The sequence below is a fragment of the Plantibacter flavus genome (genome assembly GCF_900177615.1).
Classification (GTDB): domain Bacteria; phylum Actinomycetota; class Actinomycetes; order Actinomycetales; family Microbacteriaceae; genus Plantibacter; species Plantibacter flavus.
The window spans coordinates 302041-326767 of sequence record NZ_FXAP01000001.1 but is presented as its reverse complement, the minus strand read 5'-3'; the positions used below and the strand labels follow the sequence as shown (position 1 = coordinate 326767).

At 67.8% G+C, this 24727-nt stretch carries 27 protein-coding genes, 1 tRNA gene and 1 pseudogene; 11 read left to right on the top strand and 18 right to left on the bottom strand.

The window, feature by feature from the left end:
* Positions 1-43: 43 nt before the first annotated feature.
* The 7 genes and pseudogenes from B9Y95_RS21165 to B9Y95_RS01535 form a co-directional block, all read right to left on the bottom strand.
* Positions 44-229 (bottom strand): annotated as a pseudogene (locus B9Y95_RS21165) (helix-turn-helix domain-containing protein); the annotation flags it as partial.
* A complete protein-coding gene (locus B9Y95_RS01565) occupies positions 226-1029 on the bottom strand; it encodes a hypothetical protein (RefSeq protein WP_085510352.1) in 804 nt (267 codons plus the stop codon). The pseudogene B9Y95_RS21165 and the gene B9Y95_RS01565, both read right to left, overlap by 4 nt.
* Positions 1026-1271: a hypothetical protein gene (locus B9Y95_RS01560; protein WP_085510351.1), complete on the bottom strand. Its 246-nt coding sequence runs from the start codon at positions 1269-1271 to the stop codon at positions 1026-1028. Before B9Y95_RS01560 ends, B9Y95_RS01565 begins: the two co-directional genes overlap by 4 nt.
* Positions 1268-1891 (bottom strand): hypothetical protein, encoded by a 624-nt coding sequence (locus B9Y95_RS01555; RefSeq protein WP_085510350.1) that lies wholly within the window; start codon positions 1889-1891, stop codon positions 1268-1270. Before B9Y95_RS01555 ends, B9Y95_RS01560 begins: the two co-directional genes overlap by 4 nt.
* Positions 1884-2450 (bottom strand): hypothetical protein, encoded by a 567-nt coding sequence (locus B9Y95_RS01550; protein ID WP_085510349.1) that lies wholly within the window; start codon positions 2448-2450, stop codon positions 1884-1886. Before B9Y95_RS01550 ends, B9Y95_RS01555 begins: the two co-directional genes overlap by 8 nt.
* Positions 2447-3343, bottom strand: coding sequence for a hypothetical protein (locus B9Y95_RS01545; protein ID WP_085510348.1), 897 nt, complete (start codon positions 3341-3343; stop codon positions 2447-2449). Before B9Y95_RS01545 ends, B9Y95_RS01550 begins: the two co-directional genes overlap by 4 nt.
* 295 nt (positions 3344-3638) lie before the next feature.
* Positions 3639-3875: a helix-turn-helix domain-containing protein gene (locus B9Y95_RS01535; RefSeq protein ID WP_085510346.1), complete on the bottom strand. Its 237-nt coding sequence runs from the start codon at positions 3873-3875 to the stop codon at positions 3639-3641.
* A gap of 140 nt (positions 3876-4015) precedes the next feature.
* On the opposite strand from B9Y95_RS01535, the gene B9Y95_RS01530 reads away from it, so the two are divergent.
* Both B9Y95_RS01530 and B9Y95_RS01525 read left to right on the top strand, forming a co-directional pair.
* A complete protein-coding gene (locus B9Y95_RS01530; RefSeq protein ID WP_085510345.1) occupies positions 4016-5410 on the top strand; it encodes a helix-turn-helix domain-containing protein in 1395 nt (464 codons plus the stop codon).
* Positions 5410-6600, top strand: a complete 1191-nt coding sequence (locus B9Y95_RS01525; protein WP_170169556.1) for a tyrosine-type recombinase/integrase — start codon at positions 5410-5412, stop codon at positions 6598-6600. Before B9Y95_RS01530 ends, B9Y95_RS01525 begins: the two co-directional genes overlap by 1 nt.
* Before the next feature lie 37 nt (positions 6601-6637).
* Here the strand turns inward: B9Y95_RS01525 and B9Y95_RS01520 are convergent.
* From B9Y95_RS01520 to B9Y95_RS01505, 4 genes are all read right to left on the bottom strand, one after another.
* A tRNA-Arg gene (locus tag B9Y95_RS01520) sits at positions 6638-6712 on the bottom strand.
* A gap of 25 nt (positions 6713-6737) precedes the next feature.
* On the bottom strand, positions 6738-7235 hold the full coding sequence (locus B9Y95_RS01515; RefSeq protein ID WP_079001921.1) for an HNH endonuclease: 498 nt from the start codon (positions 7233-7235) through the stop codon (positions 6738-6740).
* A gap of 429 nt (positions 7236-7664) precedes the next feature.
* Positions 7665-8834 (bottom strand): CHAP domain-containing protein, encoded by a 1170-nt coding sequence (locus tag B9Y95_RS01510; RefSeq protein ID WP_123539690.1) that lies wholly within the window; start codon positions 8832-8834, stop codon positions 7665-7667.
* A 249-nt stretch (positions 8835-9083) separates the two neighbouring features.
* Positions 9084-9785 (bottom strand): iron-dependent transcriptional repressor DtxR, encoded by a 702-nt coding sequence (locus B9Y95_RS01505; RefSeq protein ID WP_085510342.1) that lies wholly within the window; start codon positions 9783-9785, stop codon positions 9084-9086.
* A 144-nt stretch (positions 9786-9929) separates the two neighbouring features.
* On the opposite strand from B9Y95_RS01505, the gene serC reads away from it, so the two are divergent.
* Positions 9930-11042 carry a phosphoserine transaminase gene (serC, locus tag B9Y95_RS01500; RefSeq protein WP_085510341.1) on the top strand — a complete coding sequence of 371 codons (1113 nt, stop codon included), beginning with the start codon at positions 9930-9932 and terminating at the stop codon, positions 11040-11042.
* Between the two features lie 86 nt (positions 11043-11128).
* On the opposite strand, the gene B9Y95_RS01495 is transcribed toward serC, so the two are convergent.
* Positions 11129-11821 carry a DUF3027 domain-containing protein gene (locus tag B9Y95_RS01495; RefSeq protein WP_085511021.1) on the bottom strand — a complete coding sequence of 231 codons (693 nt, stop codon included), beginning with the start codon at positions 11819-11821 and terminating at the stop codon, positions 11129-11131.
* Positions 11814-12197 carry a cold-shock protein gene (locus B9Y95_RS01490; RefSeq protein ID WP_085510340.1) on the bottom strand — a complete coding sequence of 128 codons (384 nt, stop codon included), beginning with the start codon at positions 12195-12197 and terminating at the stop codon, positions 11814-11816. Before B9Y95_RS01490 ends, B9Y95_RS01495 begins: the two co-directional genes overlap by 8 nt.
* A 135-nt stretch (positions 12198-12332) precedes the next feature.
* Between B9Y95_RS01490 and B9Y95_RS01485 the strand changes: the two genes are divergently transcribed.
* From B9Y95_RS01485 to B9Y95_RS01460, 6 genes are all read left to right on the top strand, one after another.
* On the top strand, positions 12333-12608 hold the full coding sequence (locus tag B9Y95_RS01485; RefSeq protein WP_124768896.1) for a multidrug ABC transporter ATPase: 276 nt from the start codon (positions 12333-12335) through the stop codon (positions 12606-12608).
* 5 nt (positions 12609-12613) lie between these two features.
* The gene (locus B9Y95_RS01480) at positions 12614-14449 is read left to right on the top strand and encodes a helicase-associated domain-containing protein (protein ID WP_085510339.1); all 1836 of its coding nucleotides are present in this window, start codon (positions 12614-12616) and stop codon (positions 14447-14449) included.
* Positions 14450-14499: 50 nt separating this feature from the next.
* A complete protein-coding gene (locus B9Y95_RS01475) occupies positions 14500-16143 on the top strand; it encodes a DNA repair helicase XPB (protein ID WP_085510338.1) in 1644 nt (547 codons plus the stop codon).
* A 46-nt stretch (positions 16144-16189) separates the two neighbouring features.
* Entirely contained in the window at positions 16190-16879 is a 690-nt protein-coding gene (locus tag B9Y95_RS01470) for a response regulator transcription factor (protein WP_056007716.1), read from the top strand.
* Between the two features lie 10 nt (positions 16880-16889).
* Positions 16890-18548 carry a sensor histidine kinase gene (locus tag B9Y95_RS01465; RefSeq protein WP_085510337.1) on the top strand — a complete coding sequence of 553 codons (1659 nt, stop codon included), beginning with the start codon at positions 16890-16892 and terminating at the stop codon, positions 18546-18548.
* Positions 18549-18701: 153 nt separating this feature from the next.
* A complete protein-coding gene (locus B9Y95_RS01460) occupies positions 18702-18992 on the top strand; it encodes a WXG100 family type VII secretion target (RefSeq protein ID WP_085510336.1) in 291 nt (96 codons plus the stop codon).
* A 34-nt stretch (positions 18993-19026) separates the two neighbouring features.
* Here B9Y95_RS01460 and B9Y95_RS01455 read toward each other — a convergent pair whose 3' ends face one another.
* The 5 genes from B9Y95_RS01455 to B9Y95_RS01435 all read right to left on the bottom strand — a co-directional run bounded on the left by B9Y95_RS01455 (position 19027) and on the right by B9Y95_RS01435 (position 23522).
* Positions 19027-20151: a hypothetical protein gene (locus B9Y95_RS01455; RefSeq protein ID WP_085510335.1), complete on the bottom strand. Its 1125-nt coding sequence runs from the start codon at positions 20149-20151 to the stop codon at positions 19027-19029.
* Positions 20152-20312: 161 nt separating this feature from the next.
* Positions 20313-21932, bottom strand: a complete 1620-nt coding sequence (gene groL, locus B9Y95_RS01450) for a chaperonin GroEL (RefSeq protein ID WP_064296567.1) — start codon at positions 21930-21932, stop codon at positions 20313-20315.
* 204 nt (positions 21933-22136) lie between these two features.
* Complete coding sequence (locus B9Y95_RS01445; RefSeq protein WP_079705369.1) at positions 22137-22340, bottom strand: cold-shock protein; 204 nt, start codon at positions 22338-22340, stop codon at positions 22137-22139.
* A gap of 285 nt (positions 22341-22625) precedes the next feature.
* Positions 22626-23198 (bottom strand): LytR C-terminal domain-containing protein, encoded by a 573-nt coding sequence (locus tag B9Y95_RS01440; RefSeq protein WP_079705367.1) that lies wholly within the window; start codon positions 23196-23198, stop codon positions 22626-22628.
* Positions 23199-23219: 21 nt separating this feature from the next.
* On the bottom strand, positions 23220-23522 hold the full coding sequence (locus tag B9Y95_RS01435) for a DUF3263 domain-containing protein (RefSeq protein WP_086474690.1): 303 nt from the start codon (positions 23520-23522) through the stop codon (positions 23220-23222).
* Between the two features lie 223 nt (positions 23523-23745).
* On the opposite strand from B9Y95_RS01435, the gene msrB reads away from it, so the two are divergent.
* Entirely contained in the window at positions 23746-24165 is a 420-nt protein-coding gene (msrB, locus tag B9Y95_RS01430) for a peptide-methionine (R)-S-oxide reductase MsrB (RefSeq protein WP_085510334.1), read from the top strand.
* The gene (locus B9Y95_RS01425) at positions 24162-24710 is read left to right on the top strand and encodes a nitroreductase family protein (protein ID WP_085510333.1); all 549 of its coding nucleotides are present in this window, start codon (positions 24162-24164) and stop codon (positions 24708-24710) included. The genes msrB and B9Y95_RS01425 overlap by 4 nt, the downstream gene beginning before the upstream one ends.
* Positions 24711-24727 lie beyond the last annotated feature (17 nt).

Below are 24727 nucleotides of genomic sequence, written 5' to 3'. Positions count from 1 at the left end.
ACCCGTTCCGGCCGTGACGCTGCTCCCGCGAGATCAGCCCGTCCTGCTCGAGCGACGCGAGAGCCCGACGGACGGTCTTCTCGGAGAACCCGGACATGTGGACGATCTTCTGCTGCCCCGGGTAGCAGGAGAACGCTTCATCCGCCATGTCAGCGAGGACGACGAGAACGCCCTTGCGCGGGCCGGAGATGGGTAGGTCGTACGCCCACCCTGTTGCTTTGTAGCTCAACGCTCCACCCCCGCGATGCGGTGAGCGATGCGTCCGCCGATGATGCCGACGGACTGCACGATGATGCTCGGGTCGACGTCGCCGCGGACGGCGTGCGTCGCAGCGTGGAGCAGGTTGACAAGATCCCGGGCGACGCGCTCGTCCGCGACACCGACTGCGGCGAGCGCCTCAGCGTCGAACTGCCACTCAGCGAGGCCGGCCATGACCTCGATGTGCTGCTCAGCGTTCGTCGGCTCCGCTGCAGCGTTGAGGCGCTGCACGGCGATGTCGATGTTGTCGACGGTCTCCGCGCCGGTCCAGTTGCCGGACGGTTCCACTGGCTGTGATCCCGGGAACACACCCGAGTGTCCAACCTGGACACCCGGGTTCCCCGGATCGGAAGTGGAGGTCACCGCGTGCAAATGGCGAGCCTTCCCCGGATCCTTGAGAGCGGCCATGCGCTGGGCATGCTCCTCCGGGGTGCCGTCGCGGCGCGGGTAGTAGTAGCTGACGAACCCGCCGTGGTCCATGAGCCTCCAGATGGGTGTCCCGTCGTCGAACGTCTGAATTGCCTGACGCGCAGCGGGGTCGTCGTAGGAACGCATCGCGACGTCCTGGTCCCAGCTGATGCCGGGGACGTGTGCGGCGAGCGCCTTTGTGAGCTCCATCGAGATGGAGCCGGCGATGGCGTACGCCTCGTCGTCATCGTCGACTCCGTACTTCCCGCCGAAGTCGTCGATGATGATGTCGAGCAACTCCTCGACGAGCTTCGCGGTCTGCTTGAGGGTGTCGAGCGGGGTCGACTTGGTCTGGTTGGTCATGCTGCGCCTCCTGGGCGGTGTCCGAACGCTCCCGCGAGGTATGCGGCGTGGAACGTCGGGTGGTGGGTGAGTTTGATGGCGATGGCCTGGTAGAGCTCGCGCTCGTCAGCGTTGGTGCGTGACATGGCGATCGAGAGAGCGTCCTGTCGGGTGAGGTGGCGGAGCGACTTTCGGCGCCCGTCGGGCAACGGCACGACCGTGTCGAGCTCCGCCTCGGTGTATGGCTCCTGGAAGTCCGTCACGCCTTAACCGCCGCCTGCGGTTCGAGCAGCTTCCGCCGTGCTGCCTGGATCCACGCGATGTCGTTCGCGAGGGCAGCTACCTCGGTGGCCGTGTCGAGGCGGTAGGTCGACAGCGACACCTCGGGCACCCAGTCGCCGTAGCGGAGCACCAGGCGGACCCGGTACCCCTCGGCGCGGATGTCCTCGGCGACGTGGTCGGCGGAGTGGTTCGGTCCGACGTGCCAGCTGCCGAAGGACTGGCAACCGCTCACCGTGCAGCGGGTGCCGTGGAGGCGGTAGCCGATGGTCGTCTCGTACACCGTCGCCTGTGCAGGGAGCTCGCGCGGGGAGCAGGCGTCGAAGGACTCTGCGGTGTCGCGCATCGCGATCGCGTGCGCCCACGCCTTCCGGCGGTCGTCGTCGTCGGTGCCGGGCGCGAAGTGCACCCAGACCTCTGACTGGATCGGCACGAACACGACGACGGCGATGTACTCCCAGACGTCACCCTCGTCACCAGAGCTGAGCGGCACGACGTGCTTGCTCTTCACGCGCTCCGGCGGGTCGACCTCGCGCACCTTCCACTGCGCGTACGGCTTGCCGTCGACCGGCGTCTTACTGCCGGCCTTCCACTGCCTACCCACGGGGCGCCTCCTTCAGGAGCACCCGGCGTTGTCCGCCGACGATGTCCTCGCCGAACCACTCGAACATGCCGTAGTAGATGAATCCGTAGCCATCGGTGCGCCACGAGTAGCCGGGTGTGCGAACTTCGAGCGGCTTGGGGCTGGTGATGTCCCGGACGGTCGTGAACTGATCCGCGTACCCGGCTTCGACCATGCGGGCGACGGCGAACGGACCTCCGTCTTCCATTCCCTCCCTGAAGCGACCGTCGTCGGGGATCGAGACGATGCGGGTGTCGCTGTTCAAGATGAGGGCCTGGCGGGCAGCTGCTGCCATGGCGGCGGCGTACGCGGCGGCTTCGGATGCGTCAAGGTGGCGAGCGCCCGTGTCGCACTCGACGATCCAGGGTCCAACACATCCGCTGTGTGGGATGTCGTCGCTCACGTGGATCATGGCGAACTCGGGATCCGGTGCCGGCATCTCGTGCGCGATGACGCGATCGCTGGGGCCGTCCATGTCGTCGTAGACGTTGCGGATCTGGCTCCGCAGCTGGGCGGTGAGGTCGATCATCTCGACGCTCATGCGAGGTGCTCGTCTGCGGTGAAGCCCTCGGCGAGGTTCAGAGCGCTTGCACGCTTGACGGCCTCGCGCAGCCAGTCGGAGAACTCCGACAGCACATTGACGCTGCTGGATTCCTTGGACATCCGCGCGTCGATCCGCCAGGCCTTCCCTGCTTCCTTGACGATCTCGACGGTCATCTCGTCCGTGTTGTGGATGTCGATCTGGTGGTAGAGGTTGGCGGGGGTGTCCTGGCAACCGCCGTCGAGGCGCATCGCGAACGCGCGCGGGTACGGGGAAGCGAGCACCTCGTTGTTGCGCTCCTCAACCTGCTCGCGGGTGAGTCCCTCGAACTTGATGAAGTCGTCGTCGTACAGGTCGTCGGGTTCGATTCCCGCGGGCTGCGGGTCGACGATGTTGCGGAACTCCCGAGCGGCGGTGCGCATCGCCCCACCGGCCACCTCCGCGGCCTCGACCGTAGTGATGCGGATGCCCTCGTTGCGGTCGATGTACACGTTGAGGAACGGAGCCCCATCGATGTAGGTCGCGGACTCGATGTCGTACTCGTCCTCACGGATGACGAACGCGTCGATGCCATCGCGGCCGACGAGGTTCGGCGAAGACCAGATCGCGAACGGATTGCCTGCTGCGGAGGAGGTGGACGAGATGTCGCTCTCGCTGCCGACGGCCCACTCGGGCTTGCGTCCGTCCCAGACCGTGAGGTGCGGGCCGAACAGCTCGTTGTGCAGCTCACCGAGCTTGTCGGCGTCCATCTTCGCGATGGGGAGCGCGGGGAGCGCGTCGATCATGAAGTCGTGGCGAGCCGTGCCGGCGTAGACCGGGAGCGAGGCCTCGGCGACCTTCGCGTCCCAGGACTGGCGGTTGTCGGTGGTTGCTGCGATGATGGTGGTAGACATTCTCTGTATCTCGTTTCGCTCTGGTTGGGTGGTTCAGGTACTCGCTCGGTCGCTGTTGGTAGCAGCGGCCGAGCATTTTTCTTTACTGGGCACTCGTGCTCGAGCGTTCCGTCGACTCGACCCATGCAGTGATGTCGCTCTCGCGATAGAGGACGGTGCGTGGTGTCGGCTTGAGGAACTTGGGACCGCGGCCCTCGTAGCGAAGGGTCGCTAGGTTGGCCTTCGTGACGCCGGGGAGCCGCTCGCAGACTTGCTCTGGCGAGAGGTAGACCGGCGTTGCCGTATCCATGGCGGCCTACGCCGCGACCGGCTCGGCGACGGCGACCGGGTACGTGATCGCTTCTAGCGGGATCCCGAGCGAGTCAGCGATCTTGCGCATCACCTCGACGGACGGCTGGCGCGTCCCCTGTTCGATCTTCGTCAAGTAGCCAGCGTCGATCTCGATGCGCTTCGCGAACGCGCCGGCACGAATGCCAGTGAGGTCTCGAATCACGCGGACAGCTGGTCCATTGAGCTTTCGGGTGGTGGTCATCTGCGTCCTCCGGTTGGGTTGGGTCAACCATAGGCAATAAAACTGCCGCCTACAACCGATGACAAGGAAGATTTTCTTCTTTCCCGGGTTGGAGGGGAAAATTGGTTGCTTTCCTTGCCTATCGTGGCCAGAATGGAACCATGATTACAGGAGAACAGCTTCGCCTTGCCCGAAAGGCCGCTCAGCTCAGTCAGGGTGCGCTTGCAGAGATCGTCGGCGTCTCGCTTCGGACGATTGGGAACTGGGAGCGTACTGAGGTGGTGCCGCCCAAGCACTGGCCCGACCTCCGCGCGGTGTTCCCCGCGATCGACAGTCCTCACCAGGTGCCCGTGGAGCCGCGCGTCGAGCAGGCGCCCGACGAAAGCGAGCACACGCTCATCGAGCTCTCCATCGGGGACCGCGTCCGCAAATACCGCAAGCTCGAAGGCATGAGCAAGAGTGAGCTCTCAGAGGAGACTGGTATTCCGGTAACGGTCATCGACCGCATCGAAGCGGGGAAGCGACACGACCTCCGAGTGCAGGAGCTGCTTTCTATTTCCGCGGCCGTGCGGGTGCCGCCGGCGGCGATCATGTTCGACGTCGACCGACCGTTCTCTGGTGTCGAGGTTGGAGATCCGAGCGTAACTGGCCGGGTGCTCCCAACCCGAGTTATTGACCTAGTCGACTGGCTCTCTGGGCAGAGCAGCGACGAGGATGAGGAGCTTGTGGACTTCGAGCGTGACCTGCAGGAGCACGGGCCATTGCTGATTCAGCCTGTCGGAATGGTCATTGAGGCGACGTACGGCCCCGCTGGCGAGAGAGCGGTCCGCTTGATCAAACTGGCGAAGGAGATTGACCGCGTGGCCGCTCTGCGTGACCATTTCCGGTACACGATCCTGAGGTCCGCAAACCAGGTCTGGCCTTTCCGTGAAGAGCGCGGGCACCGCGACACGCTGAATGAGGCACTCGCGGCCAACAAGCTTCTGGGTTCTGAAGTAGCCGAAGAACTGGTCGCAGCGGTTGGCGATGAAGGTGCCGATCTTCAGACTGACATGCACAGATACGCGGAACTGACGACCGAGCTCGATCATCTACATGCCGCGCTTGAAGGTCTCGGAGGTAGCCCCCGCAGCTCACTAGGGGCAATGGGCAGACGGGACATGATGTTGTTTGCCGAGCGCATAGCGACTATTCGGCTGCAGGACTACCTCCGGGACGCGCCAGAGGACCCCGATCAGCCCGAGCGCGAGAAGTACCGGAAGGCGGCGCTCGCTCGCATCGAACGGGAACTTCGGTTGTTCCAGTCGATCGAGGGGGACGTTAGCAGGCTTCGCGAGCGAGACGTGGCTCCGAGAGATGAGACCGCCGAAGCCGAAGGGTTGGAACCCTGGCTGCAAACGATGAATTTGGGCGTCAGTGGTGCGCCTCAGGATGAGGACTTCGAGGTTGACGACGTCACACAGGTGGAGTTGGACCTCGTGGCCAAGCAGGGAACGCGCAACATCGAACAGGCCGATGAACCGCTTCGTTCGAGCGCTGACCCCCTAGGAGCATGATGGGCACAATCAAGCCGTACGAGACCGCCGCCGGACCCCGCTACCGTGCCCGCTACCGCAAACCCGACAACACGCAGACCGACAAGCGCGGATTCAAGACGAAGAAGGAAGCACAGCTCTTCCTCGCGTCCGTGGAGGTGTCGAAAGCGCGCGGTGAGTACTTCGATCCGAAGGACGCCATGCAGACCGTCGGCGACCTCGGGCCGTCATGGCTTGAGAACAAGCAGCATTCGCTCAAGCCTTCGAGCTACGCCCCGCTCGCGACCGCGTGGCGTGTGTACGTGGAACCGAAGTGGGGGTCGACGCCGATCGGTCGGATCCGGCCATCGGCTGTGGAGGACTGGATCCGCGAGCTCAGCACCGGCAGGGCGGTGACGGCGCGTCAGCGCTCGAACCAGTCGGGCAAGCCGAAGTCGGCGAGCGTCGTGATCCGTGCCGTGGGGGTGCTCTCAGGCATCCTCGAGCGAGCGAAACGCGACGGCCGGATCCCGAGCAACCCGGCGCAGAAGGCAACGAACCTGCCCCGCAAGGTGTCGATGAAGCCACGTCGCTACCTAACCCATGCGGAGGTGTTCCGGTTCGCGTCGTTCGCTCCGGACTTCACGCGCGAGGTACAGCTCGTCGTGCTCTCGTACACCGGCATCCGGTGGGGCGAGTCCGTCGGCCTCCGAGTGCGCGACGTCAACTTCCTCCGCAGGCGGCTGCAGATCGCGCAGACCGCGACTGAGGTCGAGGGCGTCCTCCACGTGGGCCCGCCGAAGAGCTGGGAGGAGCGAGGCGTACCACTCCCCGACTTCCTGCTCGACCCGCTGTCGAAGCTGTGCACGGGCAAGGGTCCTAACGACCTGGTGTTCGCGGGTCCGGGCGGCGGGTTCATGATGCGTCCAGACACGAGCGAGGGCCGAGCGTCGTGGTTCCTCACGGCGCTGCGTCGGGCTGAGCTCGACCGGCTCACCCCTCACGACCTCAAGCACACTGCGGCGAGCCTCGCTGTGAGCGCCGGCGCGAACGTGAAGGCGCTGCAGCGAATGCTTGGTCACAAGTCTGCGGCGATGACGCTCGACACCTACGCCGACTTGTTCGACGACGACCTCGACTCTGTTGCGACACGCCTCGATGAGCACGCCGCGGCCTCGAATGTGGGCAAAGTGTGGGCACACGCTCCTCAACGCGGCTCTCGCTCGGCGTGACTCCCGCGCTACGACTGGGATCGCGCGCGCCCTGGCGTGGTGCCCCTGGAGGGACTCGAACCCCCAACCCTTTCCTTAGGACGGAACTGCTCTTCCATTGAGCTACAGAGGCTGACCCGTCGAGTTTAGCCGGTCGGTCAGGCGGCAGGCGCCAGGTACTGCTCCCAGTCGGGCTCCGAGCGCTCGACGCCCCGCACCATCCACTGCGATCCGTGCGGCGTCCCCGGCGAGACCCGGAGGCTCCAGTTCATCTCCATCGGCGTGCGGTCGCCCTTCACGTTGTTGCAGCGCAGGCAGCAGGCCACGAGGTTCTCCCAGCTGTCCACACCCCCGCGCGAGCGCGGCTGCACGTGGTCGATCGTCGTCGCCGCCTTCCCGCAGTAGGCGCAGCGGTGACCGTCGCGGCGCAGCACCCCGCGGCGGGTCACGGGCACCCGGCGGGCGTTCGGGATCCGGACGTATCTGGTGAGCAGGATGACCGACGGCCGATCGAACGATCCGCTCGTCGCCACCACGGGATGCGAGGAGTCGATCTCGACGACGGTCGCCTTGTGATGCATCACGAGCACAAGGGCCCGCTTGAACGAGACGATCGCGAGCGGCTCGTAGCCCGCGTTCAACACCAGTGTGCGCATGCACGTTCCCTTCCGAAGGGCCACGACGGCTGCCGCGACCGGTCGACGATCACCACCTGCAGCGTCCCCGACGCGCCGGATCGAGTCGTTTCCGGGGAACAAAAAAGGGCACTGTCATGACGACAGCACCCTCTTGACCCACGGCGGAGCCGCGGCACGCTTGGCTGGAATGCCGCAGCACGTAGAGGCCGCGACCGTTCGCGACCACGTGGCGACGTATAGCGTGCATCAGCTCCTGAACCTCTCCGAGTTGCAGAGCACCAGATTAACCCACACCGACCGGATTTCCGCACGTTGGAGGAGAATTCCCCTCCGCGCCACCTCGGCTTCGGACGACGGACACCGCATGGTCCCGAACGGTCACCGCCCGTCTACGACAGAATCGCGTCCCTCCGATGGAGGGACGCGATCCAGGTCGAGCGGGTCGGATCAGCCGACGCCCGGCGGGTAGAGGTAGAGCGCCACGGCACTGGCCGCGATGGTGCGCGTGTTGTAGCTGTGACGCGCGGACCCCCAGTTGTACTCCTCCAGGGTGACGGTCCCGTCGGCGTTGACCGACTGCACGTAGGCGACGTGGTTGTAGTTGAACCAGGCCACGGAGCCGGCGATGGCGTTCGTCCCCTTGTTGTACTGCCATGAGTCGGCCCAGCCGTAGGCACTGCTCGGCGGCAGACCGTTGCCCCAGGTGAAGGCCCAGTTCCCGCTCGGCGTGCCCGCGTCGCGGTTGAGTCGCCAGGCGACGAAGTCCACGCACTCGCGGTAGTAGTAGCGCAGCGGCGAGAGCCCGCCGCCCTCGTCGTCTGTCGCCTGGTCGAACCAGGGGTAGTCGTCGCCCGCCTGGCGTGCGCCCACGGTGATCGAGTAGGTGGCGTTGCTGGCAGCTGCAGCGGCGTCGAGCTGCCGCTGGCGCTCCGCGAGCTCGTCCGGCGTCGTCGCGCTGTAGAGGTCGCGAGAGATCGGGACATCGGCCACCTTGTCGGAAGCGACGACGCTCTGGGCACCCGATGTCTTCAGCTGCTCCGAGGCGGACGTCCCGTACTCGGTCTGCGCGCTGCTGCTCGCCGCGTACGCCGGGAGGGCGACGGTGGCGACCAGTGCCGGCACGAGGAAGGCCATGGTGGCGACGCCGCGCACGGATCCGGGTCGGGCTCCGGACGGCTTCGGCTTGCGCACGGCGACCGTCGACGCGGTCGGTTTGACCGGGGGCTTCCTGCGGGCGACGCGGTCCGCACCGGTGCGGAGCGGCGTGACGGTCGCGAACGAGGGGTCCGTGGCGGATGTCACGGTGAAGGATTGCGGGGCCGTCGGCTCCGGCGCGGCGGGCTTCGTCAGCGGCCGCTCGTCGAGACGGACCTCACCGGTCGTGACGGCGGTGTCGGCCTCCTCGACCACGGCATCGTCGAGGACGATCTCGGGATGGTCGACGGGTGCGTCCGGAGCGACGTCGGCGACGAGCGCGTCGTCTGCGTCCGACTGGGACGGGGTGGTCGCCTCAGCCTGCTTCGCGGCCTGCTCCTGGATTCGGAGCTGCTTCCGGGTGAGGGGGACGTTCGGGGTCGTCTCGGCCTGGTCGGGGCCGCTCTCGCCAGCTGCAGTCAAGTGGATTCCTCCGGCACCCCGCATGAGCGACGAGGATCACGGTGTGGCGATCGACATGGCGCAGCCCCATCCGACGATTGATGTCGGTTCGTGTGGCCGAGGGACGGGCTAGGGGGTGCCTCGGTCGTCTTCCTGGGGCCAGATCATGGCCTTCAGGACGAGTGACAGCCTACGGGTTACCCCTCAGAAAGTCACGTTTCGATCACGGGAAAACGGGCACATGAGGGAATCCTCATACACGTCTCATGCTCACGCGGCAGGGATCTCCACGAAGATGTGCGTCGCGAGCTCGTTGGGCAGCTCGAGGCCACCCTCGACACCGTCGATGGTGACGAGCACGTAGCCGCCCGCGGCCGCGAAGGTTCCGGCGCGACCCGGCATGACGCCGGCCTGCTTCAGCTGCAGGAGGAGTTCAGGGTCGACCTGCGCCGGTTCGCCGAGACGTCGCACCGTCGCCGTGACCGGCTCGGAGCGTCCTTCGACGAGGCCGACGATGTTGATGACGCCCTGCGAGAAGGCGACGGCGGGGCTGTCGCCGAACTCGTCGAGCCCGGGGATCGGGGTGCCGTAGGGCGACTCGGTGGGGTGGTTGAGCATGTCGAGCAGCTTGCGCTCGACCTGCTCGCTCATGACGTGCTCCCAGCGACAGGCCTCCTCGTGGACGAACTCCCACTCGAGCCCGATGACGTCGCTCAGGAGGCGCTCAGCCAGGCGGTGCTTCCGCATGACGTGGACCGCCTTGCGTCGGCCCGGTTCGGTGAGCTCGAGGTGCCGGTCGCCCGACACGACGACGAGTCCGTCGCGCTCCATCCGACCGACCGTCTGCGAGACCGTCGGTCCGGAGTGCCCGAGGCGCTCGGAGATCCGCGCCCGAAGCGGGATGATGTTCTCCTCCTCGAGCTCCAGAATGGTGCGGAGATACATCTCTGTGGTGTCAATCAAATCGGTCATCGACGCCCTCCCTGCCCGATTGCACGTTCCCGGTAAGCCTAGTGCGCGGCGGCGACGTTCCCGCGCCAAGCCACTCCGCCCCGCGTGGACGCATCCGGGCGCCGTGGCACGACGTCATGAGGCCCCCGCCTCTAGAATCGCCATATGCCGGAGATCACGATTCCCACGTCCCTTCTGCCCGCCGATGGTCGATTCGGCTGCGGCCCCTCCAAGATCCGACCGGAGCAGATCGCAGCGCTCTCCGAGGCCGGCCTGTCCCTCCTCGGAACCTCCCACCGTCAGGCTCCCGTCAAGCAGCTCGTCGGCCGCGTGCGCGCCGGCCTGGCCGAGTTGTTCCGCGCCCCCGAGGGCTACGAGATCATCGTCGGCAACGGCGGCTCGACCGCGTTCTGGGACGCGGCCGCCTTCGGCCTCATCGAGCAGCGCAGCCAGAACCTCGTCTTCGGCGAGTTCGGCGGTAAGTTCGCCAAGGCGGCGGGCGCCCCGTGGCTCACCGCTCCGGACGTCCGTGAGGTGCCGGGTGGATCCCGCATCGATCCCGAGGTGGTCGAGGGCGTCGACGTGTACGCCTGGCCGCACAACGAGACCTCGACCGGCGTCATGGCCCCGGTGCGACGCGTCTCCGGCGACGCCGGCGCCCTCACGGTGATCGACGCGACGAGCGCCGCCGGTGGTGTGGACTTCGACGCGAGCCAGGCGGACGTCTACTACTTCGCACCGCAGAAGAACTTCGCATCCGACGGCGGCCTGTGGTTCGCGCTCTGCTCCCCAGCAGCGATCGAGCGCATCGAACGGATCGCGGCGAGCGGCCGCTACATCCCGGAGTTCCTGAGCCTGAAGAACGCGGTCGACAACTCCCGACTCGAGCAGACGCTCAACACTCCCGCGTTGTCGACGCTCGTGCTCCTCGAGGAGCAGATCTCGTGGATCAACGGCAACGGCGGCCTCGCCTGGGCATCGGCACGGACGGCCGAGTCCTCCGGCGCCCTGTACGAGTGGGCCGAGCGCACCTCCTACACGACGCCGTTCGTGACGAACCCCGACCACCGCTCGCAGGTCGTCGTCACGATCGACTTCGACGACGCCATCGACGCCGCGCTGGTCGCGAAGACCCTCCGGGCGAACGGCATCGTCGACACCGAGCCCTACCGCAAGCTCGGCCGCAACCAGCTGCGCGTCGCGACCTTCACGGCGATCGACCCCGCAGACGTCCGTCAGCTCATCGCGAGCATCGAACACGTCGTCGGAGCGCTCTGATCCGACTCCCCCGCTGAACGCCGTACGGGCGGTCGAACCCTCTCGAGGTTCGGCCGCCCGTTCGTCTGTCGCGTGGTGCGCGAGTGCTACTCGTCCTCGAACCGGTCGTCGTCCTCGTCGGAGTCTTCGTCCTCGTCGGAGTCGTCCTCGTCCGAGTCGTCGTCATCCGAGTCATCGTCGGAATCGTCCGACGCCGCATCGACGTCGTCCTCGTCGTACTCGAGTTCGATGCCGTCGCGGTCACGGTCGCGGGGATCCCCGGACAGCGCGACATCGTCATCGTCGAACTCGTCGGTGTCATCCGCGTCGTCGAGCGCGTCGTCAGCCGCAGCCGCTGCCGCCGCCTCCTGCGCGGCGCGGTAGTCCGCGAGGCGTTCCGACCACGGCACCCACTGCGGAGCCAACAATGCGCCGTCGCCGGGCATCAGCTCCGTCTCGAGCACGTTGGGCGCGGCGTCGTCGGCGGTCCGCGAGAGCGTCACCGTCCAGAACCATCCGGGGTAGCCCGCCATCGTGTTCGCGAACAGCAGCGAGACGACGTGATCATCGACCACGACGTGCCCGGCCGGCTCACCGACCGTACTCGCGGGCGTGATCTCCTGCAGCGCTTCGCGCGCGAGCTCCACGGCGGCGATCAGGGTCTCGTCCGGCACGGGTGCCGGGGTCGACTCTCCATCGGTGCCGTCGTCCGAGCGATGCTCGTCCGACTCGGCTCGGGCGTCAGCGTCGGCCGTGACGTCGCGATCCTCGACCGGCGTCTCCTGATCGGCGTCAGGCATCCAGCTCATCCGCGACCTTGCGCAGCACGGCAGCGATCTTCGTGCTGTGACTGCTGTTCGGGTACTTGCCGCGGCGCAGGTCGCCACCGATGCCGTCGAGGAGCTTCACGAGGTCCTCGACGATGATCGCCATGTCGTCGGCCGGCTTGCGCTTCAGCTTCACGAGGCTGGGCGGAGCCTCGAGGACGCGCACGGACAGCGCCTGGGCGCCGCGCTTGCCGTCGGCGATGCCGAACTCGAGCCGCGTCCCCGGCTTCACGCCGACCGTGCCCGCGGGCAGTGCGGAAGCGTGCAGGAAGACCTCCTGGCCGTCATCAGAGCTGATGAAGCCGAAGCCCTTCTCCTCGTCGTAGAACTTGACCTTGCCGGTGGGCATGGGAACCTCGCTGTGTGTCGTGCGCAGAAATGCAGCGCCGTGCGGTGATCGCGCAGGAAGCGTGATCGAGAGGACCATCGGCCCTCGGCCCCCAGCCTATTCGGTGCAGCAGCCGCGTGCCTCTATCCTGGGAGCGTGACTGATGAGCAGACGCCGAGCATCTCGCGGCCCGAACGGATCCTGGCCTACATGGTCGTGACGATCGTCGCCGTGTCGATCGCCGCGTTCGTCGCGGTGATGGTCGGCACCGCCACCGGCCTCGAGCAGGGCGACTTCGCCGTCGGCGTCTGGCCGGTCGTGACGATCCTGCCGCTCGTCGGACTCCCGATCGCCTTCCTGATGCTGATCACGCTCATCATCGTGGGTGCCGTACGACGGTCCCGCGAGTCCCGCGGTCAGTCGCCGCGCTGACGACCATGGGCGAGGCCTTCGCGATCGCGCGCCGCCTTCGGGAGCTCCCGGACGACGCGCTCCGCAGGCTGACGCCCGACCGCAGGGCCTCCTCAGCCCGCATCGCGGACTTCTTCGACTTCGCCGAGGCACTGTTGGACGATGCGAGCGTCGCCCGCCGGATGGCGCTGCTCGACCGCGACACCCTCGCCGTGCTCGCCGCCGCGTTGGACGAGACGGAGCGTCAGTCGCTCGCGACCACACTCGGACGCGAGCAGTCGGAGGTGGATGCCGCCCTGGAGCGGCTGGAGGCGGACGTCCTCGTGCTGGACGACGGAGCCGGCCCGATCAGGCCGGTGAGCGCGGTGTCCGCGGTGTTCGAGGAGTGGGCGGCGAGCGGCAAACCCGGCCGTGCCGAACTCCAACTTCCGGCGGAGGCGCCGACGTCCCACACCACCCGCCCCTCGCCCGACACGGACGCCCTCGCGAGCGAGCGAGCGGCCGGCGCGGTCGGCATCGTCGGCGAGAGCCTCCACGAACTCGACCGCGAGCCCGCGCGCCTGCTCGGCCGTGGAGCCCCGTCCATGCCGGACCTCAAACGACTCGCAGCCGCGGCGGCGAGCACGCCAGACCAGATCGAGCTCGCCCTGTCCGTGGCGTCGGCTGCCGGGCTCACCGACGCGATCGGCTCCGCCATCCGCGTGAGCGAGGTCGGCGAGGCCTGGCTGGCATCAGCCACCGCGGAACGCTGGCTCCGTCTCGCGACAGCCTGGCGCGACGCGATCCCGGCCACGGTCCGCGATCACATCCTGACGGCGTACCGGCGCGGTTCCGTCGACCTGGTCGAGGAGCTCAGCTGGTGGTACCCGTTGGCGGAGGATGCCGTCGTGACACCGACGCGCGCGGTCGACGCGGTCGCCGAGCTGCTCGGGATCACCGTCGACGGGGCGACCAGCGGATTCGGACGACTCCTCGTCGACGACCACGCGGCCGACGCGGCCTCGACGCTCGCGTCCATGCTCCCCGCCGAGGTGTCGCAGGTCGTCCTCCAGGACGACCTGACCGTCATCGCGCTCGGTCCCCCGACGGCGGAACTCGACGTCCGACTCCGGGCCCTCGCGGAGCCGGAGGGGCGCGCCCAGGCGTCGAGGTACCGCATCACGACCGCGAGCGTCACCCGGGCCCTCGCCGACGGAGACACGGCCGAGGACCTGCTCGCCTACCTCGAGTCGATCTCCCTGACCGGCGTCCCCCAGCCCTTGCGGTACCTCGTGTCCGAGGCCGCATCCCGATTCGGCCTCGTCCGCGTCGGGACGATCCGCGCGTCCGCCGACGCCTCGGCCGACCCTGGACGCAGCAGCTACATCCGCTCCGACGACACCGGCCTGATCGCGGCGATCTCGGTCGACCAGAGCCTCGTGGCGCTCGGTCTCCGTCCGAGCGACGAGCACCGGCTCACCAGCCGGATCGAGGCGTCGACGGTCTACTGGGCCCTCCACGACGCGCGATACCCGGTGGTCGCGGAGGACGACGGCGGCACCCCGCTCCGGATCCGCCGGCAGCCGGTCATGCGCACCAGCCTCTCCGCTCCGGCCGCCTCGACGGAACCGGATCTGGTGTCGCGGCTCCGCGCCGACGACAGCGGCGACACGAGCAGCGCATGGTTGGCCAAGCAGCTGGAGATCGCCGTCCGCGACCACACGCCGGTCACCGTGCAGCTGCAGCACGGCGAGCGCCGATCCACGTTCACGATCGAACCGGTGAGCCTCGCCGGCGGTCGTCTGCGCGGTCTCGACCGGTCGGCAGACGTCGAACGCACCCTGCCGCTCGCGATGATCACCGAGGTCCGGATCGCCGGCTGAGCGCTCGCTCAGGGGGTTGCGCACCGGATCCGCCGGTAGACTCGACCGTTATGTCTGATGGACCACTGATCGTCCAAAGCGACCGCACCGTGCTGCTCGAGGTCGCCCACCCGCTCGCCGAGGACGCCCGCCACGATCTCTCGGTGTTCGCCGAGCTCGAGCGCGCGCCGGAACACATCCACACCTACCGGATCACCCGTCTCGGACTCTGGAACGCGCGGGCCGCCGGTCACGATGCCGACCAGATGATCGAGACGCTGGAGCGGTACTCGAAGTTCTCGATCCCCGCGTCCGTGACGATCGACATGCGCGAGACCGTCAACCGCTACGGCCGGCTCGTGATCGAACGCTCCGAGGAGGGCGAGCTCGTCCTCCGCTCCACGGACCTCCCGATCCTGACCGAGGTGGCCGGCGCCAAGCGGATCGCGCCCCTCCTCATCGGACACCCGACGCCGGACACCTTCCTCGTCGAGCCGTGGGCACGTGGCGCGCTCAAGCAGGAACTCGTGAAGCTGGGCTGGCCAGCTGAGGATCTCGCCGGATACACCGCCGGCACGCCGCACCAGATCGACCTGGTCGAGGACGGCTGGCACCTCCGCGACTATCAGCAGCAAGCGGTCGACAACTTCTTCTCCGGCGGTTCCGGCGTCGTGGTGCTCCCCTGTGGTGCAGGCAAGACCCTGGTCGGTGCCGGGGCGATGGCGACGGCCTCCACGAACACCCTGATCCTCGTCACGAACACGGTGTCGGCACGGCAGTGGCGCGACGAGCTGTTGAAGCGCACCTCCCTGACCGCCGAGGAGATCGGCGAGTACTCGGGGCAGGTGAAGGAGGTCAAGCCGGTCACGATCGCGACCTACCAGATCCTCACCGCCAAGCGGAAGGGCGAGTACGCCCACCTCGCTCTGCTCGACGCCATGGACTGGGGCCTCGTGGTCTACGACGAGGTACACCTGCTCCCGGCCCCCGTCTTCAAGCTCACCGCCGAACTGCAGGCGCGGCGTCGCCTCGGCCTGACGGCGACGCTCATCCGGGAGGACGGCCGCGAAGGCGACGTCTTCTCGCTCATCGGCCCGAAGCGGTTCGACGCCCCATGGAAGGAGATCGAGGCGCAGGGCTTCATCTCCCCCGCCGCGTGCTTCGAGGTGCGCGTCGATCTGCCCCAGGCCGACCGACTCACCTACGCCGCATCCGCCGACGACGAGCGGTACCGCCTCGCCGCGACCGCTCCGGCGAAACTCGACGTCGTCCGGCAGCTCGTGGAACGGCACCGTGGGGAGCAGATCCTCGTCATCGGGCAGTACCTCGATCAGATCGAGGAGCTGGCCGAGACGCTCGGTGCCCCGCAGCTGACGGGCGCCACCCCGGTCGACGAGCGCGAACGGCTCTATCAGGCCTTCCGCGACGGCACCGAACAGGTGCTCGTCGTCTCGAAGGTCGCGAACTTCTCGGTCGACCTGCCCGAAGCGACCGTCGCCATCCAGGTGTCGGGGTCGTTCGGTTCACGACAGGAGGAGGCGCAACGTCTCGGCCGCCTGTTGCGCCCGAAGTCCACGGGACTCACCGCGAGCTTCTACACGCTGGTGTCGCGCGACACGGTCGACCAGGAGTTCGCGCAGAACCGCCAACGCTTCCTTGCGGAACAGGGCTACAGCTACACGATCCTCGACGCCCACGCCCTGCAGACCGCGTGAATCACGCTCTCAGAAAAGTCTCAAGAAACGTGCAGATAATGGTGTCATGACCGGACCCCGCATCCTCATCGTCGACGACGAACCGAACATCCGCGACCTCCTCACCACCAGCCTGCGATTCGCCGGCTTCGCCGTCCGTGCCGTGGGCAACGGCGCAGCCGCCATCTCGGCGGTCCTCGAGGAGGAGCCCGACCTCATCATCCTCGACGTGATGCTGCCGGACATGAACGGTTTCGGTGTCACCAAGCGCCTCCGCAGCGCCGGCTACACGGCGCCCATCCTCTTCCTCACCGCGAAGGACGACACCGAGGACAAGATCACGGGCCTCACCGTCGGCGGCGACGACTACGTCACCAAGCCCTTCAGCCTCGACGAGATCGTGGCACGCATCAAGGCCATCCTCCGCCGGACGATGCAGGCCGACGAGGATGCGGTGATCCGCACCGGTGAGCTGACGATGGACCAGGACACCCACGAGGTCCTCGTCGGCGACACCCCCATCGACCTCAGCCCGACCGAGTTCAAGCTCCTCCGCTACCTCATGCTCAACCCGAACCGCGTCCTGTCGAAGGCCCAGATCCTCGACCACGTCTGGGAGTACGACTTCAACGGCGACGCCGGCATCGTCGAGAGCTACATCTCCTACCTGCGCCGGAAGCTCGACCAGTTCTCCAGCGAGCCGCTCATCCAGACCAAGCGCGGATTCGGCTACATGCTCAAGGCCGGAAAGGCGTAGCCCCCACCCGATGGCCGATTCCCTGTCCACCTGGTGGAGCAGCGTCTCACTCCGGACGAAGATCACCGGGGTGACGGTGCTCGTCCTCGCCTTCGGTCTGCTCGTCGCGGGCATGGGGACGACCCCGCTCCTCAAAGAGGTCCTCACCCAGCAGGCGAACGACAGTCTGATCACTGCCGCCAAGGGCAAGATCGTCGGTGAGATCTCCGAGGACGGGCAGCTCCAGCTCGACGCCCCCTCGACGCTGTTCGTCGCCGTGTACGACACGAACGGGGAACTCCGGGCCTCGTCCGGGTGGGATGACAGCATCGCTCCCGAACACCCGGCGCACCTCAGCGCGAACGACGTCGCCGCGAGCGGGACCCAGATCTACACGACCACCAACGCGAGCGGCACGATCGTGTACCACGCGGTCTCCGTCCCGGTCACCCTCGACGGGTTCCGCACGGGAGCGGCATGGGTCGCCATCTCGATGCAGGGCACCGACAACACGATCGCGACCTACCTCACGATCTTCTTCGTCCTCGGGGTGCTCATCATCGTGGTCGGAGCGCTCCTCACCCGGTGGCTGGTGACGGGCACCTTCGAACCACTCCGACAGGTGGAACGGACGGCCGCCGCGTTCGCCGACGGCGACTTCAGCCAGCGACTCGCGGGCTCGACGCCGAACACCGAGGTGGGGCGACTCAGCCGATCGCTCAACACGATGCTGGCTCGCATCGACCGCGCGTACTCGGATCGCGGGAAGACCATCGAGCAGATGCGGAACTTCGTCGGCGACGCGAGTCACGAACTGCGCACCCCGCTCGTCTCCGTGCGGGGCTACGCCGAGCTCTACCGGATGGGTGCCCTCCAGACGCCGCAGGACGTGGCGCAGGCCATGGAGCGCATCGAGAAGGAGGCCATCCGCATGGGTGCGCTCGTCGAGGACCTCCTCCAGCTCGCCCGCCTCGATGAGACGCGACCGCTGAACGTCGCCCCCGTCGATTTGCTCCCGATCGCCCGCGACGCCGCCCTCGACACCACCGCACAGGCCCCCGGGCGCACGGTCCAGGTGGTCCGCGACGAACGCATGGCGCGAGCCGTCGACGACGATGCTTCCGAGACGACCGGCGAGTCCCCCGCCGACGCACCGGCCCAGACGAACTCGACCGGGCCGATCTTCGGCGCGACGTTCAACCGCTTCCGGCGTCGGCCGAAGCCCTCCGGCGACGCCACCACGCCCGATACGAAGCCCATCGCCGAACCACTGACCCTGGCCGTGCCGCCGATCGTCCTCGGCGAGGAGAACAAGATCCGGCAGGTCGTCACGAACCTCATCGGAAACGCCCTGCGCTTCACGCCCGCCGACAGCCCGATCGAGCTCGCGGTGGGGACGGACGCCCGCGCAGGGACCGCAAGCATCGCCATCGTCGACCACGGCGAGGGCATCCCGCCACAGATCCGCGAGAAGATCTTCCAGCGTTTCTGGCGCGCGGACAGTTCGCGGACCCGCGAGACGGGCGGCAGCGGCCTCGGACTGGCGATCGTCGCGTCCATCGTCGCGGCGCACGGTGGCACGGTCGACGTGACCGAGACCCCCGGTGGTGGCGCGACGTTCCGCGTCATCCTGCCGCTTGCGCCGTCGGCGGCCACGAGCCCAATCGTCATCGCGGGTCCTCCGGCCTGACCCGGCAGCGGACCGCCTCGACCCTCCTCCACAGGCTCCGGCCTGCTCCGGAGTGCGTGCCGGAGGCCGTCCTCGCTGGTTGCGGCCGGTCGCGAGCACCTACCGTCTCGGTAGCGGCGATGATAGGCATCGCCCGGACGAACGGAGTTCCCGATGGCCACTTTCCAGGTCGACAGCGACGCGGTCGAGCGCGCCTCCACGGCGGCGCGCGTCACGATCGAGCAGATCCAGAACGAGGTCGCCCGCCTGCATACACAGCTGGCGGCGCTCGACGGCCAATGGGCCGGGGCTGCGGCGGCCGCGTTCCACGGTGTCGTCGAGCGATGGAGGGGCACCCAGCGTCAGGTCGAGGAGAACCTCGGCGAGATCAGCCGAGCGCTCGCCGTCGCGGGCACACAGTACGCCGAGATCGAGCGGGCGAACGCGAGCATGTTCAGCGGGTGAAGCTCCGGCGGCGGCCGGAACGACTCGATCGACGTCAGGCCGCCGCCATGGCCGTCGCCAGCGCGATGACCCGTTCCGTGGCGGTGAGCGACCCGTCTCCCAACATCGATGCCCCACCGACCGTGATCGTGACCCAGGTCCCGCGCAGGTTGAGCTCGAGTTCCGCACGATCGGTGACCAGCGGATTGACGCGCACGAAGGCGCTGTCGACCGGAAGCCCGTCGATCTCGACGACCGACACCTCGGGCGCGGTTCGAGCGAGCGCCAACGACTCCGCGAATGCGGGTCCAGCGCCGGGAAGGGTGTTGATCGATCCCGTTCGGCCTGACTCCGCGCCGCCGAACCCGCAGGTCTGCCCGCCCGCGACGAGCACGGCGCCATACGCGAGGTTGCTGGATCGATAGCTGAAGCTCGGCTCCCAGGTCGGTGAGGTGAGATCGAGGGCGGATTCGAGCGTCTCGGTGGACACGATCTGAGCGCACTCACTCGCCCAGGCGGCACTCTCCGGAGGCAGCATCGGCTCCGCGCTCTCACCGAGGCCGCCGACGACCGCCGCGACCTGGTCGAAGAGCGCCTGCTGTGCGGCGGTCGGAGGAAGGTAGGAGTCCGCGTAGGAAACCGCGACGACGTTCACCCAGTACTCCCCGATCAGCATGTCGGCGGTGCACAACCCGAAGTCGCAGGCTCCGGTGGGATCCGCCGTCGGCACGGACCCGTTGAGGTCGGATGCGATCCGCTCGGCCACCCCGGCGGCGCGCGGAACGATGTCGACGGCCACGGCGAGCCAGTTGTCCGGTCCGCCGGAGCCGTTCCGGTCCTCGGTCGGGGCGGCCGGGTCGATGGCACCCCATTCGCAGGACAGGCCTCCGGCATACTCGGAGGCCGTCTGGTAAAACGTTCCGAACAGTGCACGGGCGGGATCGGTCGCTCCGGCAGCCAGCGGGACACCGAACGTCGCGTCCACAACCGCCTGCGGGACGAGCTCCTCGCAGCTCGTGTCGATGAGGGCCTGCGGCCAGGACGGCGCGGGTGTCGCCGTCGGTGATGCGGACGGCGACGTCGAGGCCACGGACGTCGTGTTCCCCGTCGGTCCGGTCGCACAAGCGGTCAGCAGCAAGATGGTGGCGGCGATGGCCGCGGCTCCCCCGAGTCGTGTCATGGCTCCAGCCTAGAGACACGACAAAACCGGATCACTGTTCTGCGGTGTCGACCGCACAACGATTGTGCCTCTCCGGAATCGTCGTGTCTGACACGGCCGTGCCGGAAACGACGCAGGGCGCCTCCCGAAGGAGACGCCCTGCGCAGGTGATGCTGTGGGACTTAGAAGTCCATGCCACCGGTCGGGTCGCCGGCCGGAGCCGGGTTCTTCTCCGGCTTGTCGGCGACGACGGCCTCGGTGGTGAGGAACAGGCCGGCGATCGACGCTGCGTTGAGCAGCGCGGAGCGCGTGACCTTCACCGGGTCGTTGATGCCGGCAGCGAGCATGTCGACGTACTCGCCGGTCGCGGCGTTGAGGCCGTGTCCGACGGGCAGGTTGCGGACCTTGTCGGCGACGACGCCCGGCTCGAGGCCGGCGTTGAGCGCGATCTGCTTGAGCGGAGCGTCGATGGCGACCTTGACGATGTTCGCACCGGTCGCCTCGTCACCGACGAGCTCGAGCTTCTCGAACGCGGTCTTGCCGGCCTGGATCAGGGCGACGCCACCACCGGCGACGATGCCCTCTTCTACGGCAGCCTTCGCGTTGCGGACGGCGTCCTCGATGCGGTGCTTGCGCTCCTTGAGCTCGACCTCGGTCGCTGCACCGGCCTTGATGACCGCCACACCGCCAGCGAGCTTGGCGAGACGCTCCTGGAGCTTCTCGCGGTCGTAGTCGCTGTCGGTGTTGTCGATCTCCTTGCGGATCTGCGAGACACGACCGGCGATGGCGTCGGCGTCGCCGGCACCCTCGACGATGGTGGTCTCATCCTTGGTGATGACGACCTTGCGGGCACGGCCGAGCAGGTCGAGGGTGACGGTCTCGAGCTTGAGGCCGACCTCCTCGGAGATGACCTGGCCACCGGTGAGGATCGCGATGTCCTGCAGCTGAGCCTTGCGGCGGTCTCCGAAGCCCGGAGCCTTGACGGCGACGGACTTGAAGATGCCACGGATCTTGTTGACGACGAGCGTCGCGAGAGCTTCGCCGTCGACGTCCTCAGCGATGATGAGGAGCTGCTTGCCCGACTGGATGACCTGGTCGACGATCGGCAGGAGGTCCTTGATCGCGGAGATCTTCTGGTTGGCGATGAGGATGTAGGGGTCCTCGAACACCGCTTCCTGGCGGTCGGGGTCGGTCACGAAGTACTGCGACAGGTAGCCCTTGTCGAAGCGCATGCCCTCGGTGAGCTCGAGCTCGGTGCCGAAGGTGTTCGACTCCTCGACGGTGACGACGCCCTCCTTGCCGACCTTGTCGATCGCCTCGGCGATGATCTCGCCGATGGTGGTGTCGCCGGCGGAGATGGAAGCGGTCGCAGCGATCTCCTCCTTGGTCTCCACCTCCTTGGCGTTGGCGATGAGCTCGACCGTGACGGCCTCGACGGCCTTCTCGATGCCGCGCTTGAGGCTGATGGGGTCGGCGCCTGCGGCGACGTTGCGGAGGCCCTCGCGGACGAGCGCCTGTGCCAGCACGGTCGCCGTCGTGGTGCCGTCGCCGGCGACGTCGTCGGTCTTCTTGGCGACCTCCTTGACGAGCTCCGCGCCGATCTTCTCGTACGGGTCGTCGAGTTCGATCTCCTTGGCGATGGACACGCCGTCGTTGGTGATCGTGGGGGCGCCCCACTTCTTCTCGAGGACAACGTTGCGACCGCGCGGCCCAAGGGTGACCTTGACCGTGTCAGCAAGAATGTTCAGTCCACGCTCGAGGCCGCGACGGGCCTCCTCGTCGAAAGCAATGATCTTAGCCATGTGTGTTTTTCGTCCCTCCCGGACGTCATGAACGTTGTTAGCACTCAATGAGTACGAGTGCTAAGTCGATTCTGGCACTCAGGGGGTGGGAGTGCAAGTGAGCACCGGAGCCCTGAGCGAACTCCCGGGAACAGCCCTGGAACGGCGAACGACGCCGCCCACCGAAGTGGACGGCGTCGCAGGAATCGCGTGCCTGATCAGCGGCTACGCCAGGCGCACACCCTCGGCCTGGGGCCCCTTTGCTCCAGTGCCGACCTCGAAGACGACCGCCTGGCCCTCTTCCAAGGACTTGTAGCCGCTCATGTCGATCGCCGAGTAGTGGACGAAGACATCCTGTCCGCCGTCGTCGACCGTGATGAAGCCGAAGCCCTTCTCAGCGTTGAACCACTTGACGGTTCCGTTCGCCATTTCATACTCCCATTGCTGCGTGCTCGCAGGCACCGACTGTTGCCGGACCCGGACCTGCCATCCGGGATCGGGACCCCGGTGACCACCCTGCGCCGAAGCGGACCCGGGGGCGAGTCGAGACGGGACGGGATGAGCGGCCAATTCCAGATACTAATCCGGAGCACCGCGCGGACTCACCCCAAAATCGACAAACGGGGCGGAGTGATACGACAACTCAACATGGAGGAAACACTCCGGAAACACGGCGTGCCGGCGACCTGCACGATCGACCCGCTCCAGCCGCGCTCAGGCGGCCGGCTGGTAGTCCGCGCCGACCACGACGACGATGCGGAGGACCGGTGCCTCGCCCTCCTCGACGGGGATCGCGTACGTGTCCGTGATCTGGATCGGGATGCCGCCGAGCGCGTTCGCGATGGCGCGGGCGACGCCCTCCTGCGACGGATCCTGGTAGTAGACGCCGCTCGCCGTGACGTCCTCCGTGCTGGCGTCGCTCGTCGGGATCTGCTGCGTGAAGCCGGCGGCCGTGATCGCTGCCGCCGCCGATGCGGCCAGGCCGGCGGTGGGTGTGCCGTTCAGGACGAGGATGCTGGCCGCGGGGTCGACGACGGGGGCCACCTCGGTCGGGGTGGGGGTCGGCGTGGGCGTGGCGCTCGGGCTCTGCGAGCCGCCGAAGAAGTCGATCCGGTCGTTCAGCCCGAAGAGGGCGAAGGTGCCGACCCCCACGAGGACGAGCGTGGCGACGACGGCGACGAGGAAGGCGATCCAGCCGCGTCCCTTGGGAGCAGGGGCACGGTGCGCGCCGACGCGCTTGAGGTCGGGGACCTCGTCGAAGCGGTCGGGCGGGAAGGATTCAGCCATGGTGTGGTCTCCGAGAGCTGCTCAGCCGTCGGTGCGGGGAGCCGAGGCTCCTCGCGCCGAGAGTCGGGCGTCGCGGGTGCGCTGCAGCCGCTTGATCAGCATGGGGTCGTGGGCGAGGGCGGACGGCGAGTCGATGAGCGCGCCGAGCAGTTGATAGTACCGGGCCGGGGACAGGGCGAAGCGGTCGCGGATGGCGGCCTCCTTGGCCCCGACGTGCTGCATCCAGTGGGACTCGAACTCGAGGATCTCGAGCTCGCGCTGGTCGAGGCCTCCCGTCGGCGTCGACGCGTCGTCATCGGCAGGCGTGCGCGACGCTGGCTGCATGCTCATCTCCTGCCGATCGGTGCCGATGCGGCGACCGTGGAGTCATGCTCCGGTCCGCCGCCGTCCAAGTCTATTCAGCCGATGCCCGCCGGGCCGCATCCACCCCGGCGAGGGCCGACGTTCACCGGGAAGGATCAGGCTCGGTGCAGTGTTATGGAATACGTCGGGAGCCGCATGCACGAGGCAGCCCCGCACGTAGGATGACCGAGACGAATGGAGCAGCATGACGTACGACGTGTCGAAGACCGATGAGCAGTGGCGCGAGGAACTCACGCCGGAGCAGTATCAGGTCCTCCGCGGAGCGGCGACCGAACGGGCCTGGACGGGTGAGCTCCTCGACGAGTCGCGCGCGGGCCTCTACACCTGTGCCGCCTGTAACGCCGAACTCTTCAAGAGCGGTACCAAGTTCGATTCCGGCTGCGGATGGCCGAGCTTCTACGAGTCCGTGAACCCCGAGGCGGTGCAGCTCATCGAGGACCGCACCCTCGGCATGGTGCGCACCGAGGTCCGGTGCGCCAACTGCGGCTCGCACCTTGGCCATGTGTTCGACGACGGCTTCGGGACGCCCACCGGCGACCGCTACTGCATGAACTCGATCGCGCTCAACTTCGCCGCGGCCGACACCGCCGAGCCGACGGAGTGACCGAACCGGTCGAGCGCCCGGTCCTCGCTGCCGTCGCCGGGCGCCGTTCGTGGTCCAAGGTCACCGACGTCGCTCCGAGTGACGCGGAACTCCTCGAGGTCCTCGGGGCCGCCGGTCGGGTGGCCGACCACAGTGCCCTGCGTCCGTGGCGGGTCATCACCCTCCGCGGCGACGACCGGGTGAAGCTCGGCCGGGCGCTCGCGAAGGCGGAGGGCGACTCGAAGCCCTCGACGAAGCCGCTCCGCGCGCCCCTGTTGCTCGCGGTCGTCGTGAGCGTGAAGAAGTCGAAGGTGCCCGCCTGGGAGCAGGAGGCGGTCGCGGCCGGAGTGGCCCACATGGTCAGCCTCCTGCTCGACGACGCCGGGTGGGGCGTGTTCTGGCGCACCGGCGGCGCCACTCGCGCCAAAGCGGTCCGGAAGGCACACGGCCTGAAGAAGGGCGAGGAGCTCCTCGGCTGGCTGTACGTCGGAGGGAAGCCGGGTAACGCTCGCACGGGGCGCCGGAAGACGATCAACGCGAAGGCGCACCTCAGCTCCATGCCCTGAGGACGGAGTCACTCACG

What these genes read in the sequence shown, in the direction of transcription:
- B9Y95_RS01565 (WP_085510352.1), bottom strand. Translation starts at nt 1,029, where the DNA reads ATGACCAACCAGACCAAGTCGACCCCGCTCGACACCCTCAAGCAGACC.
- B9Y95_RS01530 (WP_085510345.1), top strand. Translation starts at nt 4,016, where the DNA reads ATGATTACAGGAGAACAGCTTCGCCTTGCCCGAAAGGCCGCTCAGCTC.
- B9Y95_RS01480 (WP_085510339.1), top strand. Translation starts at nt 12,614, where the DNA reads ATGGGCGAGGCCTTCGCGATCGCGCGCCGCCTTCGGGAGCTCCCGGAC.
- B9Y95_RS01515 (WP_079001921.1), bottom strand. Translation starts at nt 7,235, where the DNA reads ATGCGCACACTGGTGTTGAACGCGGGCTACGAGCCGCTCGCGATCGTC.
- B9Y95_RS01475 (WP_085510338.1), top strand. Translation starts at nt 14,500, where the DNA reads ATGTCTGATGGACCACTGATCGTCCAAAGCGACCGCACCGTGCTGCTC.
- B9Y95_RS01470 (WP_056007716.1), top strand. Translation starts at nt 16,190, where the DNA reads ATGACCGGACCCCGCATCCTCATCGTCGACGACGAACCGAACATCCGC.
- serC (WP_085510341.1), top strand. Translation starts at nt 9,930, where the DNA reads ATGCCGGAGATCACGATTCCCACGTCCCTTCTGCCCGCCGATGGTCGA.
- B9Y95_RS01535 (WP_085510346.1), bottom strand. Translation starts at nt 3,875, where the DNA reads ATGACCACCACCCGAAAGCTCAATGGACCAGCTGTCCGCGTGATTCGA.
- B9Y95_RS01440 (WP_079705367.1), bottom strand. Translation starts at nt 23,198, where the DNA reads ATGGCTGAATCCTTCCCGCCCGACCGCTTCGACGAGGTCCCCGACCTC.
- groL (WP_064296567.1), bottom strand. Translation starts at nt 21,932, where the DNA reads ATGGCTAAGATCATTGCTTTCGACGAGGAGGCCCGTCGCGGCCTCGAG.
- B9Y95_RS01460 (WP_085510336.1), top strand. Translation starts at nt 18,702, where the DNA reads ATGGCCACTTTCCAGGTCGACAGCGACGCGGTCGAGCGCGCCTCCACG.
- B9Y95_RS01445 (WP_079705369.1), bottom strand. Translation starts at nt 22,340, where the DNA reads ATGGCGAACGGAACCGTCAAGTGGTTCAACGCTGAGAAGGGCTTCGGC.
- B9Y95_RS01525 (WP_170169556.1), top strand. Translation starts at nt 5,410, where the DNA reads ATGGGCACAATCAAGCCGTACGAGACCGCCGCCGGACCCCGCTACCGT.
- msrB (WP_085510334.1), top strand. Translation starts at nt 23,746, where the DNA reads ATGACGTACGACGTGTCGAAGACCGATGAGCAGTGGCGCGAGGAACTC.
- B9Y95_RS01465 (WP_085510337.1), top strand. Translation starts at nt 16,890, where the DNA reads ATGGCCGATTCCCTGTCCACCTGGTGGAGCAGCGTCTCACTCCGGACG.
- B9Y95_RS01455 (WP_085510335.1), bottom strand. Translation starts at nt 20,151, where the DNA reads ATGACACGACTCGGGGGAGCCGCGGCCATCGCCGCCACCATCTTGCTG.
- B9Y95_RS01550 (WP_085510349.1), bottom strand. Translation starts at nt 2,450, where the DNA reads ATGAGCGTCGAGATGATCGACCTCACCGCCCAGCTGCGGAGCCAGATC.
- B9Y95_RS01505 (WP_085510342.1), bottom strand. Translation starts at nt 9,785, where the DNA reads ATGACCGATTTGATTGACACCACAGAGATGTATCTCCGCACCATTCTG.
- B9Y95_RS01490 (WP_085510340.1), bottom strand. Translation starts at nt 12,197, where the DNA reads ATGCCCACCGGCAAGGTCAAGTTCTACGACGAGGAGAAGGGCTTCGGC.
- B9Y95_RS01495 (WP_085511021.1), bottom strand. Translation starts at nt 11,821, where the DNA reads ATGCCTGACGCCGATCAGGAGACGCCGGTCGAGGATCGCGACGTCACG.
- B9Y95_RS01545 (WP_085510348.1), bottom strand. Translation starts at nt 3,343, where the DNA reads ATGTCTACCACCATCATCGCAGCAACCACCGACAACCGCCAGTCCTGG.
- B9Y95_RS01435 (WP_086474690.1), bottom strand. Translation starts at nt 23,522, where the DNA reads ATGCAGCCAGCGTCGCGCACGCCTGCCGATGACGACGCGTCGACGCCG.